This window comes from Bacteroides xylanisolvens (genome assembly GCF_018289135.1).
Lineage (GTDB): Bacteria > Bacteroidota > Bacteroidia > Bacteroidales > Bacteroidaceae > Bacteroides > Bacteroides xylanisolvens.
This window is the reverse complement of sequence record NZ_CP072216.1, coordinates 2,918,289-2,934,683: the sequence shown is the minus strand read 5'-3', so window position 1 is coordinate 2,934,683 and position 16,395 is coordinate 2,918,289. Positions and strand designations below refer to the sequence as shown.

The window sequence follows — 16,395 nt, the reverse complement described above, 5'->3', positions numbered from 1 at the left end:
TTCGTCAAATTTGGTGGTACTTCTTCTATTGTGAATAAAGAATCTTGGCTCTCAGTAGTTTGCTTCCTGCCCTATTGTACATCTGCCTTTTTACCGCTTTAATTTTATTCACTGTCCCCTCCAGTAATCCGTTACTGAAGGGGATATCAATAGCTGCCTGTACTGCCTCCCAGTCTTTTTCAATACCATATGCAAAGTTCGTCAGTGCCATATTCCGTGTTGCCTTCGCTTTTTCAATCCACTTTCTAATATCCTTATCATAAGTGTTCCCATTAATCATATCTCTGAAATTCTGACACACGCTTAAGAGTTCTTTAATCTGTGGTGAGGACTTATATAGTTCCGCTAGTTTAGGATTATCCGATTCTCCCTTTAGAATGTATTTGCGTATCTGATTCTGTGAAACTCTCTGTGTTTTACTTCCGTTTTCAATGCTCTCATTATGCTCCTTGACTTCCTTCCTCTTTTGTTGATACATTTTTCGCAAGCTGGATGTTATCCTTCCAATAAGTGCGCCACTGATTTTACTCCCCATTTTTTGTGCCAATATTTTTCGGGTAATACAGCCCGCACTAATGATTGTAGCCAGTTCGGATACATATTTAAGAGCTGTCTTCTGTTGCTCATTCAAGTATGCCCCTATTCTCCTGTTGTGAATGAGCTTATAAATGTAGCGACTTTTCTTGCCCAAATGCGCGGCTGTCTGCTCAATGGTCATCCCCTGCATTTTTAAGTTCAGGCTTTCCCTGTATATCTTCAATTTTTCTCTGTGTCGGACATCTCCCATGTTAAATATGTCCTGAAGAATTAACGAAGAAGCCGTGTCTCTGTCAGGATATTCGTATTTGAGCTTTTGCTTGGTCTGACGAATCATTTTCTCTATTTCCGGTATCATCGTGTCCGTCATATTCTTGGTTAGATGGAACCGGTCGCAGATTTGTGTAACACCAGGGGTTATTCTGTTTATAGCCTCTGTGAAACATCTTCCACGGTCTCTCGTTATATATTGTATTTGAGGATTCCGGGTGAGCCAGTTATCAAGCGCTTCTCCGTTTCTATCCTCTAACAAAGCAATAGGCATGTGTGTCATCTGGTCTACGACCACACTCATATAATCCTTACCTTTTTTATAGGCAAAATCATCAATACCTACATAAATACTTTTATTATGCATAGGATTATGTTGCCCGCACTGTTGTAGGATGCGTAAGCAGGAAGAGCTACTGGCCGTTATATGGAACAGCTGCAAAAGAGAAGAGGCCTTTCGGGAAGTAAGTTCCAAGCTTATCGATCTGATGCGTTCCTCAACAAGATAGCTCCGTCTACCATACCGACGAGCCAGAAAAGACAACGGTTCGCAGAATATTTTTCGCGGACAAGAAACATTTTCGCAATAATATTTGCCAACCTTTATGACTAACTCCAAAGTATGACCGTAAACTTCAAGATCCTGAATATGACGGGAGTAATAACTGTGTAATCGGTGACTGAAATGTCCGCAATAAGGACAGGAAGCCCCCTTGCCAGCCGTATGTAAAAAGACCGTCAATGAACCAACAGCTTCAGAGATACCATCTTGTTGCAGATTATCGTAGCCAGGACTGAATCTGAAATCATGGAATAATCCCCTATTTGTAGGAGGATTTTCTTTTTTTGATGTATATTTGTACGTTGTAGATATGGCTTGTTGCATTGTAACTCTTAATGATGTGGTGTCTTTAAAGTTACTAAAAAGCAAACATATCTACAACTTTTTATAGGATTAAGAAAGAAGAAGAGGAAAACCATCGAAATAAAAAAGAGATTACCACCAAATTTGACGAAGAACCATGAATAATCCAAACTTCCCTGACCAGGCAGCTTATGATATGCAACATGTTTTCTACCAAGGAAAAGCAGAGATGGGAAGTATACCACAATATTTGACATCCGTATTCGGAGGTGCTTATGTGATTTTTCGTGTTCCTGAAGGAGAAGCTTGGGATCCGGTCAACGATGAAAATATGAAGACAACAGATCTTAGCAAACCGAACAGCAATGTTTATTATGCAAAAATACCTATTAAATATGTATTGGATGCTGTTGAAGCAGTAAACAATGAGTCAAAGATGAATGCAAAACGTGTCCCCGGTGTACTTGATGCAGGTATTACTTGGGTAGGAGCTACTTATTGCGGTTTAGGTATTGCTCGCAAATTGTCCACAGACGAAGAAGGTAATCCTATTATTCGCGAAGAAACAGGTACATATATATATCAGGATACAAACAACAGTACGGATGACTTTGAACGTGGCGTTGTTCCTGTAATGCGTCGTAATGGAGCAAAAATGCCTTCATGGAATCACACATTGTAATAATTAACTAAAAAGACAGAACAATGAAAAAACAATATATGAACTATATGAAAAGCTGCCTGCTGGTAATGATAGCCTGCCTTGTAAGTATGGTGGGAGCGGCACAGGGCTTCTCTCCCGCCGCTATGGAACAATTGAAAACAAGACGACTATGGTCTCATTCACAGAATGCTGCCGGTATGCCATTCGATGATATTCAGAATTATTCGAATGTTATATTGGGATATGACTTACAGGACGGAAACTATTGCCGTCCGCAAGAGGGGCAGAAAGAGGCTATCGTAGGTGTATCCAGTGAAGGCTTTATCAATCTGAAAAATGCATATGTGTGGGGAGCATTTAATTTTGCACAAAAAAATCTGACAGATGCCGGATATAACGCCTCCATTGCCGATCCATTCAGGGGAATGCCTTACTATGTCGCAGACCAGCACTTAAGCAAATGGAGAAATCAATATTACGATCTGAAGTTTCGTGCAGCTACTCCTTTACTTGGTAATCATTGGGCATTGGGGTTGGAAGGTAATTATGTAGCTACATTAGCTGCCAAACAGCGCGACCCGCGTGTGGATACCCGTTTTTATACGCTGGGACTGACGCCGGGGATTACTTACAAGTTGAATAATTCACACAAGTTTGGTGCAAGTTTCAAGTATAGTTCTATCAAGGAAGACTCAAGAATGAGTAATGTCAACTCTTATGTGGATCAGGACTATTATATATTATACGGTTTGGGAACAGCCATAAAAGGAATAGGCAGCGGTGTAACCAGCAATTATATTGGAGACCGTTTCGGTGGAGCTCTCCAGTACAACTTCAGTATGCCCTCTTTCAATTTACTGCTTGAGGGCAGTTACGATGTAAAAGCGGAAACTGTTCAGCAGAGCTATACGACTCCTAAAAAAATAGCCGGTGTAAAAGATAAAACTGCTCATGTTTCTTTAACGATGATTCAGGAAGGAAAGGACTATACCAATTATATGAGAACCACATATACAAATCGTAACATCGATGGTATTCAGTATATTTCTCAACGCGATAACTCTGAATCACAAAGTGGCTGGGTGGAATTATATAATAACATCCGTTCTACGTACAAGGCACAAACCGCTTCTCTTAATTATGCATTAAGCAGAAACCGCGGGAATGAATATAGTTGGAAAGCAGAATTAAATGTGAATTATACCAAGCAAGACGATGAATATTTAATGCCTAATTCTGTACAGAATGCAGAAAATTTATCTTTAGGCTTAGGTGGCAAAAAAAATTTTGTTTTAGGCAATAGTTTGAATCGCAGGCTTTTAATAGATGTTCATGTTGCGTATAACAATAATCTGGGAGGTGAATATGTATATGGTGGCAGCCATGCAGACTATCCAACTGTAACCGAATTACAACAAGGGCTGACTAATTATTATACCTGTGATTACTATCGTATTGGCGGGTCGATAACGTATTCGCAACAAGTCAGAGAAAACAGACGTATGAACTTATTTGCAAAAGTTGTATTCGATCGTGTAAATACCTCTGACTATGATTATGATGGGCGTACTCATTTATCGATAAGTTTAGGATGTAATTTTTAATGCTACATAACGAAATCTATATTACAAAACATGCGTAAATTAATAACTGGAAGTTTGATGCTCTGCAGCATATTATCTCTGCGGGCACAGACATTTGTTAAACCGGCTGTGAAAGTAAAGGACACCTCTTTTGCTGTAATTACAGATAAAGGGACATTTCAGGCTTGTGAAGCCGAGCTTAAAGCCTATCAGGAGATTCTAGGAATGGAAGGGTTGCCTACGTTCATCGTATACAATGAATGGAATAAACCGGAAGATGTAAAGAAAGTTATTGTTAAGCTCTACAAAAAGGATAAATTGGAAGGAGTGGTATTTGTCGGTGATATCCCTATTCCAATGCTCCGCAAAGCCCAGCATATGACTTCCGCTTTTAAAATGGATGAGAAAAACAATGACTGGAGAGATTCTTCAGTGCCCAGCGACCGTTTCTACGATGATTTCGACCTACAATTCGATTTTTTGAAACAGGACAGTGTCGAAAATAATTTCTTCTATTATAATTTGGCTATAAAATCTCCACAGCAAATTCGGTGTGACATATATTCTGCACGTGTCAAAGCTGTTGATAACGGCGAAGAACCGCATGCGCAAATCAGCCGCTATTTTAAAAAAGTGGTGGCTGAGCACCAGATAAACAATAAATTAGACCAATTCTTCTCCTATACAGGTGATGGCTCTTACTCTAACTCATTGACTGCATGGACACCGGAAACCTTTACTATTCGCGAACAAATGCCGGGCGTATTCGATAAAGAGGGACGGGCCCGTTTCATCCGTTATAATTTCAGCGATTATCCCAAGGACGATGTCATTAATATGCTGAAACGCACAGATCTGGACTTGTCTATTTTTCATGAGCATGGTATGCCCGAACGTCAATATCTTTCCGGTAGTCCCGCTACTAATAGGTGGAATGCTCATGTAGATGCAATGAAGTACTATTATCGTGGTTTAGCGCGTAGAAAGCAAAACAACAAAAAGTCTTTCGACGAAATGCTGGATATGATGAAAAACACATACGGTTTGGACACTACTTGGATTGCAGGCTATGATGATCCCAAAGTAATTGCAGAAGATTCTTTACTAGACCTGCGCACCGGTATTATCCTGTCGGAAGTTACAGAGTTTAAGCCTAATAGCCGTATGGTAATTTTCGATGCATGCTATAATGGTGATTTCCGGGAAAAAGATTACATTGCCGGACGTTATATCATGTCGGAAGGAAAATGCGTAACTACTTTTGCCAATTCAGTCAATGTACTGCAAGATAAAATGGCAAACGAGATGCTCGGCCTGTTAGGTATGGGAGCACGAGTGGGGCAATGGGCTAAATTGACGAATATTCTCGAATCGCACATTACCGGTGACCCTACTCTACGTTTTCAATCTATCAATGAGGTAGATGCCAATGCTTTGTTCAAAGAACCATATAGCGAGTCCCGCATGTTGGAGTTATTACAGTCGCCCTATGCCGACATACAGAATTTTGCTTTGCACAACCTTTATCGCAATGACTATCCGGGTATTTCTGATTTATTAAGAAAAACTTTTGAAACTTCCTCGTTCATGATGGTACGTTTCACCTGCTTGGCATTGCTTGAGAAGATTAGTGACAAAAACTTCCGGGAAGTCTTACACTTGGCCATTACGGATTCCTATGAATTTATTCGTCGCACCTCTGTTCGTATGATGCAACATGTGGGACTGAACGAGTATGTTTATCCGCAAATCAAAGCCTATGTAGAAGACAACCTATCCGAGCGTGTGGCATTTAATGTGAGTTTGGGGCTTCAAGTCTTTGATCAGGCAGCCGTACAGGCGGCAATTGATAAAGTAATGGCTGAGACCTATGTGTTGCAAGACAAGGAGGAGATGCGTAAGGTTTTGGAGAATGCCAATAATAGTCGTAGCATGCAAAAAGAGTTATTAAGCAAAGAAACTTCCGAACGTTGGCGCATCCTTTATTGCAATTCTCTGAAAAATCATATGGCACATGCCTGTGTAGACGGCCTCTTGGCTTTACTTACCGACTCCAGTGAAAGTGAAAAGCTAAAAACCTGTTTATTGGAGGCTTTTGCTTGGTTCACTCATTCTTATCGGAAGCCTGACATCCTTCGGGTATGCGATCAACTGAGAAAAGATAAGAGCTTATCCGAGAACCTTCGTGAAGAAGCCGACCGTACATATTACAGACTTAAAAATTAATTGGCCATGATTAAAAAAATAATATATCTGGCATTTCTTTTGCCATTGGCAGGAAATGCACAAACAACAGTCATAAAGCCATTGGTCAAACAACCTACCGCTTTTGCTATCATAACAGATAACCAAACTTATGCAAATACCAAAGATGCCATGCATCAGTACAAAACTGCGGTTGAAGATGATGGTTTGGCAACTTATCTGATCAGCGGTGACTGGCAAAATCCAGATCAAGTCAAACAGATAATCATCAAAACATATCAAGAATGCCCTTCATTGGAAGGTCTGGTTTTAATCGGCGATGTGCCTGTCGCATTGGTACGTAATGCGCAACACATGACTACTGCATTCAAAATGAATGAGAAAGCCTTTCCTTGGGATCAGTCTTCCGTACCTACCGACCGCTTTTATGATGATCTGAACTTAAAGTTTGAGTTCATCAGGCAAGACTCAGTAAATCATCAGCATTTCTACTACAAATTGACAGAAGACAGTCCCCAGCGGCTAAATCCTACTTTCTATTCAGCTCGTATCAAGTATCCGGAAAAAAAGGAAGGGGATAAATATGCGGCCATTGCCTCATATCTGAAGAAAGCTGCTGCTGCCAAGGCAGATAAGCATAATCAATTAGATCGGGTATTCTCATTCAATGGTGCTTCTTACAATTCCGATTGCCTGATTGTATGGATGGATGACGAAAAAGCTTATATGGAGAACTTTCCATTAGCTTTTGGTCGTCAAATGGGATTCAAACATTGGAACTTCCGAATGAAACACCCTATGAAATATAAGTTATTCAGCGAATTGCAACGAAAGGACCTTGACTTATTTATGTTTCATGAACATGGAATGCCAACAGGGCAGCTTATTAATGATGAATTGGCATGCACTGATTTCAATAATCGTTATAAAATGTTGAAGAGTACACTTTATAATGCAGTCATGTCCCATGTTGGAAAACGTGACAAAGACACCTTACGTATTCAGATGCAGGAAAAACGACAAGTGAATGAGGTGTTTTTTAAAGACCTGGACAATCCTAAGTTCTGGGAAGCAGACTCTCTTCACTACGCTGATGAACGTATCGTAACGGAAGATTTAATGAAGAGAAATCTTTCCACTAATCCGAAGATGATAATGTTTGATGCGTGCTACAACGGTTCTTTTCACGAAAACGACTATATAGCAGGACAATATATCTTTAATGACGGTCAGACATTAGTAGCACAAGGAAATACCCGTAACGTATTGCAAGACCGCTGGACTATTGAAATGATTGGTTTGTTGTCCCATGGTGTACGAGCCGGGCAATACAATAAGCTAATCGTATCACTTGAAGGTCATTTGTTTGGTGATCCCACTTTCCGTTTTGCTCCTATCGAAGCCAATACTTTAAGTACCGATATAACAATACACAAAGATGACAAAGCCTATTGGAAGAATTTGTTAAACAGCCCATACGCTGATGTACAAAGTTTGGCCATGCGTATGCTGGCTGACGCCGATACCCAAAAGGAATTATCTCCGTTGCTCCTGAAGAAGTACCGGGAAAGTGGCTTCAATACGGTTCGTATGGAAGCTATCAAGTTGTTGAGCCGTTATCAGGACGACAACTTCATCGAAGCATTACGCGAAGGTTTGAACGATACTTATGAAATGGTAGCTCGCCAAAGTGCCATTTATGCTGGATTTGTAGGTGACGATTCCTTATTGCCCGCTATTGTGGAAGCATTGGTCGAACATAATGAACGCTTACGCGTACAAATGAGTGCCAACAAGGCTTTAAGCCTTTATCCGAAAGAGAAAGTAGAAAAGACAATAGAAGACTTTTATGCAAAAGTTGACCGTTTGAATGAAAACGAAGAGAAAAAACGATTACTAAGAAGCCTGGAAAGAATGTTTGTACAAGAGGCAAAAGTCCATCAGACCTTGATGGATGTAGCTGCACCGGAAGCAAAACGTATCAGTGCAATCCGCAATGTGCGTAACTATACATTCCATTTCCACGTGGATGATTATTTGAATGTAATTCGTGATGCCGGTAATCCACAGGAAGTACGTGTAGTAATGGCCGAAGCATTAGGTTGGTTTACTAATTCTGTACAACGGCCACACATTCTTGAAGAAATAAAGAAGATGCAACAAACAGCCAATCTTCCGGAAGATTTAAAAGCAGAGCTTGAACAGACAATCAAAAGATTAAGTTTATAAATATGAATAAATACATCCTTTTGGCAATTACCGCTTTGTGCTTACAGGATATGCAGGCGCAAACAGTTGTACATCCTAGTATAAAAACAAAGACTACTTTTGCAATTGTAGTCGATCAGAAAAGTTATGATGAAGCGAAAAGTGAAATTGATGCTTATCGTACCAGTATAGAAAAAGAAGGTTTAGGTACTTACTTGCTAATTGATGATTGGAAAAGGCCCGAACCTATTCGTGAGCAACTTGTCAAATTGCATGAGAATGAGAAAACGCCTTTGGAGGGTTGCGTATTTATAGGTGACATCCCTATTCCAATGATTCGTGATGCACATCATCTATCTTCGGCTTTCAAAAGGTCTCCCAAAGCCAATTGGCAGAAATCAAGCGTTCCTTCCGACCGTTATTATGATGACTTCGGATTAAAATTTGATTATATTAAACAAGACAGTTTGATACCTGACTATCATTATATGACATTGCGTGCTGATTCTAAACAGTATATTTCACCGGATATTTATTCGGCCCGTATCCGTCCATTACATTTAGAAGGTGAGAACCGTTATCAGATGCTACGCGATTACTTAAAAAAGGCAGTTGCCGAAAAAGCAAAGCAAAATGCATTTGACCAACTGACTATGGCCCGTGGCCATGGTTACAATTCTGAAGATCCTTTGGCATGGAGCGGTGAGCAAATAGCCTTACGTGAGCAATTGCCGCAAATATTCAAATCGGGTAATACAGTGAAGTTCTATGATTTTAACATGCGCTATCCGATGAAACCATTATACTTGAACGAGATTCAGCGCGAAGGATTAGATGTCATGCTATTCCATCACCACGGTGGCCCCACCATGCAGTATATCAATGGCTATGAAAATGGTTCCGGTATTAATTTGAGTATTGAGAATGCCAAAATATTCTTGCGAAGCAAAGTGCCTTCATACGCCAAGAAACATGGGCGTGAAGCTGCTATCAAAGAATATGCCAAGCAGTATGGGGTGCCTGAAAGTTGGTGTGCGGAAGCTTTCGATGAGGAGAAAATAAAATCGGATTCCATTGTAAACCGTAATATGGATATCTATACTGAAGATATTCGTCTTTTGACTCCTAATGCGCGTTTTATATTGTTCGATGCTTGTTTCAACGGTTCTTTCCATTTGGATGACAACATTGTAGGCTCTTATATATTCAATAAGGGTAAGACCATTGCTACTATGGGATGTACGGTTAACACCATTCAAGATAAATGGCCGGATGAATTTCTCGGCTTGTTAGCTGCCGGTATGCGCATCGGGCAGTTCACTCGTTTTACCTGCTTCTTGGAAAATCATCTGATCGGTGACCCGACTTTTCACTTCACCAATAATGCCGGGCTGGATATGGACATCAACCAAGCTTTAGTTGCGCAGGAAGGAAATGTTACATTCTGGAAAAAACAGCTGAATTCCCCTATGGCTGACATGCAGGCAATGGCGCTCCGTCAATTGTCAATGGCAAATTATAGTGGTCTCGTTGAGTTGCTGAAGAAAAGTTACCACGAATCGAACTATTTCGTTGTGCGGTTGGAAGCATTACGCCTATTAGCTTTGAACTATCCGACAGAGGTTGCCGATGTATTGCAGACAGCCATGAACGACAGTTATGAACTGATCCGTCGTTATGCGGTGGAATACGTTGAAAAGAATTGCAATCCGGAATTGTTGCCGGCATGGATAGAAAGCTATTTATTACGCGGACATGAAAACCGCCATCGTTTCAGAATTTTTAGTGCTATCAACACGTTCGACCATGATATGGCTTTGAATGAATTGAAGAAACAGGCTGCCGATTGGTCTTTCTACGATTCTTCCTATGTGAATGAATTGTTAGAATACCTTCCTCGCCAAAAGAAAGGACTTGAAAGAGATTTTGCACTTATTGACAGTCCGGAAAGTACTACCAAACAGATACAAAGCGAAATAAGTAGGTTCCGAAATAAACCTATTGCTAAAGCTATTGAGCCATTACTGAACATTATAAAAAATGAAAGCCAAGAAGAAGAACTTCGCATATTGGCTGCTGAAACATTAGGCTGGTATAATTTATACTATAATAAAGCAGATATAATCAAAGAACTTAACACATTTAGAACTTCCAATCAAAAGCTAATGAACGAAGTTACCAAAACAATTAATAGGCTGAAAAGTCAAAATAGGTAGAATCATCCAAACGATGAGATAGACCGGATCCAAAGGGCGGTTCTGCCATTCCTGAGCAGCCTGGTTGACTTTGTTCGTGATGATGGAAATAGCTGATGTGGACAGTTCTATCTCATAGATTTCACGCATCTCCTCTTCTATGTCTGACACGCTCATTCCTTTGGCATATAGGGAGATAACAAGTTTTTCTTTAATATTATCGACACTATACAGGGACATTCAGTAAATGTCTATAGTATAACTCCTCAACCAGTTCCAGACACCAATCATTAAAACAGGGATATTCCTAAAATAATAAAATTTAAGGCAACTAATTCATTGCGAGTTAGTTGCCTTTTTTGTATCTTTAAGCATTCCCCCCAAAAAACGGTTTGACGGCCAAAACGGGGGTAATCTAAAATAAAAACACATGGTAAAGATACAAAAAATCTCAGAAATCGAACCTCGTTTAGGTTTTACCGAGTTCGATATGCTAAAAAAATATCGTCAAAGTTTTGCAACGAGTGAATTAGGTCGCCTCCATGCTCTGTTTCCTTTCTCGGAACTGGCCCGACAAATGCATTTGAAGTCCTCTGCTTTGGGTCGTAAAAGTTATTTTTCTCCCGAAGGTAAAATAGCCTTGATGGTCTTGAAGTCCTATACCAACTTTTCCGATGCACAACTGATTGAGCATTTAAACGGTAATATTCATTACCAGTTGTTTTGTGGTGTTCAGATTGATCCGCTTCATCCACTAACCAATCCTAAAATCGTTAGTGCAATTCGTCAGGAACTAGCGCATCGCCTTGACGTTGAGCCCCTCCAGCTCATTCTTGCCGAGCATTGGAAACCTTATCTTGAGAACCTTCATGTCTGTATGACCGATGCCACCTGTTATGAAAGTCATCTGCGTTTTCCTACTGATACCAAACTCTTATGGGAAGGTATTGTATGGCTTCATCGTCATCTGTGCAAACATTGCCAGACCTTGCACATACAACGTCCCCGTAACAAGTATCTTGATGTACGCCGTGCCTATCTTGCTTATAGCAAACTGCGTAAACGCAGGAAATCACAGACTCGTATGATTACACGAAGGTTACTTCAGTTATTGGAAAATTCAATACTGCCAACAGATAATCCAAATGATCGCCTGTCATAATATAACAGGCATTGTTCATTACATAATTGTTGGCATCATATGCAAAAGCCATTTGGTTTCCGATTATTTTCCATACAATTTTTGGCTTAGAAAAATCCTCCCAATAACTGATGCTATCTTGTGTTTCAAACCACTCGTTACTAGTTTTCTTTCGGGCTTTTATTTTTTTGCCATTAACAATATGAGTTTCTCCTGTTTGTTCTAAACGCTCTATGCCAATTGACAGAAGATAATTTTTCACCGCAGGATAACTTTCTATATCATAATGCCGCGAAGGAAATGTGGCTATAATCCACAAGTCCGCCCATTCATATTCATATCTCTTGATATCCCTGCCACGAAGAATCGGTCGTATAAGTTCAGCCGTCCGAACACGTTCATCTTCTGTTTGACAATTCGCTAGTATCTCATCACGCTTTTCGGTAGAAATGATAAAAGCATCATTGAAACCAGTTTTTATCCCATAGTTGATTTGGATGTTCCAATCCTTCAAGGGTATTCCCACAGACTCAATCTTCTGCTTGATGCTCTGTTCAATGGGAGACAATATCACCCATGGGATAGAATCTGCAAAGTTACACTTCACGCCTTGTTGCTGCACGAAATCGCTCAAATTATTCAAGCCATTCGAATCTTGTACCAAACAAGCTTGTGTGTTAAAAATATTTGCTGCTTTTTGAGATAAAAGAATATTTGCTTCTACCGTTATTGCATCGAATATTTTTATACCTGCAAAATCTACCAACATAATAGGATTGGTCTTGCTTGCGAAATAACCTCGCAAGGCTTCACCATACCCTGCACGCATCCATTTATTAGACGTGATATAGCAAAGAAAACCATTGGGAGTAAGCAGGTTCATACCCAACTCATAGAAGAGGCAGTAAATATCACCAGTGCGTGCATAAGTTATGTAACCCATGCATTCTAATACATCGGCACTCTTACCCATAGATTGTAACTGAATGTAAGGTGGATTGCCAATGATACAGTCAAATCCCAAGAAGTTGCCTTCGGCATCGAGTACTTCTGGAAACTCTATACGCCATTCGAATGCACCAAGATAAATTTTGTTGGAGCGTATTTCCTCAAATATATTTTCTAAAGTCGCAATTTCTTTCTTTAAATCGGCAATGCGCTTGTCCGACGCTTTCTTTTCCTTTTTTGTCGGTTCAAACAGTTGAGGCGCTTGTAAGTTTGCCAACTCAGAGCGGCGTTTGTTCAATCTAACCAATCGTGCATCCCGGCGGTTGATCTCTGTTTTCAGTTTCGACTTGATTTCTGTTATAAACGTTTCCAAATCCTGCTTTTCGCTTTTACTTTGGGCATTTTTATATTTAGCTACAGCCTCCTTATATTGGCTGATGCTGATACTAGACTCTCGCAGTACGGTCTGAATACTGTCTGTCAAAGCGAATCGGTGAAGCAAAGAATTTCCACATTTGATGTTAATGTCGATATTTGGTAAGGTTTCTAAATAAGTGTAATTACTTTCAGCCGTATAGTAAGCATTCTTCAACAATTCAATCCACAGTCGTAGGCGGCAAATCTTCACAGAGTTGGGGTTAATATCAACGCCAAATAAACAGTTCTCAATGATTTGACGCTTCTCCTTGAAAAGAGTTTCCTGCATGCGGCGACTTTCCGCATTGAGTGGGTTGTAAGCAAATAAATTACCTTCGGTATCGGTAACAATCAGCTCGTCATTTTCAATGGCAAGTTGATAGTCCGCTTTGCGGATACGCTTACCGGTAGCATCTACCAAAATACCTAATTCGTATTTCAAGAGTATCAGTTCATTGAGAGCAGACACAAGAAAGTGACCCGAACCAACAGCTGGATCACACAGTCGCAAACTGTTAATTAGTTCATTAGCTTCGACTATATTGTCAATATGGTTGTATAGTTCTATACGGGTGGTACAATTCCAGCCATAATAACCATTAAACTTTTGCAACACGGTCTTGGTGATTGCTTCACGGCACATGAACATAGTGATAAAGCCTGGAGTGAATACTGAACCATCCTTGTGACCATTTATTTTCTCGAATATAAGCCCTAAAACAGAAGCATTGATGAGTGTTTTAGCCTCTTCTTGCACTTCTTCACTGCCTTCGCTCGCAAAGTTATAAGCGTCGAGAAAAGCAAACAAATATTGCAGGGTGGGTAATGCGTTGACTTGTAGATTGCGTTTTTTATTTCGTAATACGCTACTCGCCAAGACAGGAAGTACCGTACGTTGTGAAAGGCTGTTTATCTTAATTGTTTTACTTTCCAAATCTGTCACCTCGAAAAGAGAACTGTTAAGATAGGGAACGTAAGCAAAATCACGCATAATGGAGTGTGTGCGGCTGCCCATGTCACGTGCAAGCACTTGGAAAAAGAGTGTGTTGAGATCATCATAGTCATGAATCTTAGTTATTGAAAGAAATTTATAGATTGCATCTCCATTGTGGTATTTCAACATCTGAGCCTCCAACAGTTTCAAGAAAAGGATACGATTCATCCAAGTAATACACAATTCCATTGCAACATTGAATAACCGTTCCTCATAATCATTCCCATACAAACGACCATTTATGTGACGCAAACAATCTTCTGCATCCAGTTGGTTAATAGTATTCTCTAGTAATGAAGCCTCGTCACGCCGTTCCACAGCTTTGCGTACAATCACGGTTTTATTATTCTCTTTGCGTTCCTCAATACCAATAATGTGTAGCAGCTCAGTGTAGAATCCACGGTTGAGCGAATTGCTGTCATTTTGGAACGATAGCTTCAAAAGATGTGTATCGCTGAATATCTTATAAAGTTCGATAAGTTTGCGTGAAGCGCTACTGTCTGTTCTATCAAGCAGGTGTTGATAGTCTTGTAAGTTGAAGTAAGTGTATTCAAGGCTATCTTTCACCTCCTCAATATAGGTTGTTGCAATTTCAGTATAGAAGAAATCGGTTTTGTTACTGGTTTTGCGTCCATCCACAAAGTCTTGAAACTCACGACGTAATTGTTTGTTCTGATAGAATTTGCGTTCAAACTCATGGGCATCAAAAATAAAGAATTCATGAATATTAGTAGCGATGAGATATTTAATATCATTGTTCTTCTTATTGACACGTTCTTTAAGATAGTATAGCAATAATTCCTGCAAAGCCTTACGATTAAGATTGTCATTAGAAATCATCTCACCTTTGTTGGTGGTACTCTTTACTTCAATCAATAACCCTATATTGGACTTGATAGTTTTATCCAATCGGATAGCCAAATCAATATCTTCTTCGGGAGCCATGTAGTATGGCTTGTAGAACGTTTCACTCAGAAAATTACGTAAATGTTCTTTTTGCGTGTGTTCTCTTTGCCCATCCACAATATTGTCTCTCAATGTGCGAAGGGCATTTTTGAATAAGTCAAAATCTGTTGTTTCAATCGCAACCTGTCTATATGCTTTGTTCAAAACTTGATTCGGTTTGAGTAGTCCCATAATGTTTGGTAAATGAGTTAATAAAATACAAAGGTAGTCTAAAAACTTGATAATAAAGAATGAACGTATTGGTTTAACGAAAGTTTGTTCTACTGCCAGCCATTATCAACAAACAATAGCAGCAGTAGATTTGACATGATTCTACTTATTATATTGTAATAGCCAGCCAAAGTAATCTTTTCACATCCGGATCTATCACAGGTTGGATAAGTTGTTAACCTGAAGGTAACCGACCTGATGGTATAGGAACAGGAAGAAGTCTGTAATCATGGCATTTACCCGGATAGAGAAGCCACATTTTTTATTGCCGGACTTCCGGCATTGCCTCATCCATGTGTGAAAAGGAGTTTTTTCTTTCACCACAACGTTCCTTTCACATACCCAAAGGGGGTAGTGGATCCAGACCTGCTTCGGCTTTCTTTTTCCTTCCCATATGACAAAAACCGACTATCCATGACTATTCCTGCCAGTGTGCCGGTCGTGCTTGCCTCTCATGGTTTCTTCCCTTATATTCGCACTGATATTTAAACGAGTTGAAAATATGGAAATATGCTACATCGAGGCCGGTGTCCTTGAGAGGATGCTGGCGCGCGCCGAGAACCTGTCCGCACGTGTGGACAGATTGTATGAGAGAAACCGCTGTAAGGAACCCGGAGAGTGACTGGACGGCCAGGATGTCTGCCTGCGCCTTGACATCTCGCCGCGTACCCTGCAGACTCTCCGCGATACCGGACGGCTGGCGTTCACCCGCCTCCAGCGCAAGTTCTATTACAAGCCCGGGGATGTGGAGAAGTTGATGGTCTACGTCGGCATCAGACGCAAGGAGAAGGAGGTGAGAGAAAGAAGGAAGAACGGAAACCTTTAAAGAGCGGAAGAGATGGAAGGCATTATCGACAAGGAGAACGAACGTGTCCGCAGGTTCTTTGCCCTGCTGGACGACATGGAGAAAAAAGTGGAACGTCTTGCCCGTGACAACCGTCCTCCCTTCAACGGGGAACGGTTCCTGACCGACAGGGAGCTTTCCGGGATGTTGAAGATCAGCCGCAGGTGCCTGCAGGATTACAGGGACCAAGGACGGATTCCCTATATCCAGCTTGGCGGGAAGATCCTGTACAGGCAGTCGGACATCGAGAGGCTGCTGGAGGAGAACTATCACCCTGCATTGGTATAATATCGTATTTAAGTTTAAGGATTGTCGCCGGAATTGCATTTACGATTCCGGCGGCAGTTT

At 40.5% G+C, this 16,395-nt stretch carries 9 protein-coding genes and 3 pseudogenes; 8 read left to right on the top strand and 4 right to left on the bottom strand.

Translation table 11 applies throughout. The annotated features are described in order from the left end of the window. Positions 1-25: 25 nt before the first annotated feature. Positions 26-1,693 (bottom strand): ISL3 family transposase, encoded by a 1,668-nt coding sequence (locus tag INE92_RS12520; RefSeq protein WP_203462761.1) that lies wholly within the window; start codon positions 1,691-1,693, stop codon positions 26-28. A 136-nt stretch (positions 1,694-1,829) separates the two neighbouring features. Here INE92_RS12520 and INE92_RS12515 point away from each other — a divergent pair. The 5 genes and pseudogenes from INE92_RS12515 to INE92_RS12495 all read left to right on the top strand — a co-directional run. Then, positions 1,830-2,354, top strand: a pseudogene (locus tag INE92_RS12515) (DUF4876 domain-containing protein); the annotation flags it as partial. Positions 2,355-2,377: 23 nt separating this feature from the next. Then, positions 2,378-3,940, top strand: coding sequence for a DUF6850 family outer membrane beta-barrel protein (locus INE92_RS12510; RefSeq protein ID WP_004327091.1), 1,563 nt, complete (start codon positions 2,378-2,380; stop codon positions 3,938-3,940). Positions 3,941-3,970: 30 nt separating this feature from the next. Beyond that, on the top strand, positions 3,971-6,145 hold the full coding sequence (locus INE92_RS12505) for a HEAT repeat domain-containing protein (protein ID WP_005651733.1): 2,175 nt from the start codon (positions 3,971-3,973) through the stop codon (positions 6,143-6,145). Between the two features lie 6 nt (positions 6,146-6,151). After that, positions 6,152-8,353 carry a HEAT repeat domain-containing protein gene (locus tag INE92_RS12500; RefSeq protein WP_004311266.1) on the top strand — a complete coding sequence of 734 codons (2,202 nt, stop codon included), beginning with the start codon at positions 6,152-6,154 and terminating at the stop codon, positions 8,351-8,353. Between the two features lie 2 nt (positions 8,354-8,355). Next, a complete protein-coding gene (locus tag INE92_RS12495) occupies positions 8,356-10,548 on the top strand; it encodes a hypothetical protein (RefSeq protein ID WP_004311265.1) in 2,193 nt (730 codons plus the stop codon). Positions 10,549-10,551: 3 nt separating this feature from the next. Here INE92_RS12495 and INE92_RS12490 read toward each other — a convergent pair. After that, a pseudogene (locus tag INE92_RS12490) lies at positions 10,552-10,725 on the bottom strand (transposase); the annotation flags it as partial. A 232-nt stretch (positions 10,726-10,957) separates the two neighbouring features. On the opposite strand from INE92_RS12490, the pseudogene INE92_RS12485 reads away from it, so the two are divergent. Next, a pseudogene (locus tag INE92_RS12485) lies at positions 10,958-11,644 on the top strand (transposase); the annotation flags it as partial. On the opposite strand, the gene INE92_RS12480 reads toward INE92_RS12485, so the two are convergent. Both INE92_RS12480 and INE92_RS12475 read right to left on the bottom strand, forming a co-directional pair. Continuing rightward, complete coding sequence (locus INE92_RS12480) at positions 11,616-15,164, bottom strand: type IIG restriction enzyme/methyltransferase (protein WP_004311263.1); 3,549 nt, start codon at positions 15,162-15,164, stop codon at positions 11,616-11,618. The pseudogene INE92_RS12485 and the gene INE92_RS12480 overlap by 29 nt on opposite strands. Positions 15,165-15,359: 195 nt before the next feature. Further along, the gene (locus tag INE92_RS12475; RefSeq protein ID WP_004311262.1) at positions 15,360-15,527 is read right to left on the bottom strand and encodes a hypothetical protein; all 168 of its coding nucleotides are present in this window, start codon (positions 15,525-15,527) and stop codon (positions 15,360-15,362) included. A gap of 298 nt (positions 15,528-15,825) precedes the next feature. On the opposite strand from INE92_RS12475, the gene INE92_RS12470 reads away from it, so the two are divergent. Beyond that, positions 15,826-16,029 carry a helix-turn-helix domain-containing protein gene (locus tag INE92_RS12470; RefSeq protein WP_032849094.1) on the top strand — a complete coding sequence of 68 codons (204 nt, stop codon included), beginning with the start codon at positions 15,826-15,828 and terminating at the stop codon, positions 16,027-16,029. Positions 16,030-16,041: 12 nt separating this feature from the next. Beyond that, positions 16,042-16,335: a helix-turn-helix domain-containing protein gene (locus INE92_RS12465; protein WP_004311261.1), complete on the top strand. Its 294-nt coding sequence runs from the start codon at positions 16,042-16,044 to the stop codon at positions 16,333-16,335. The last annotated feature ends 60 nt before the right edge of the window (positions 16,336-16,395 follow it).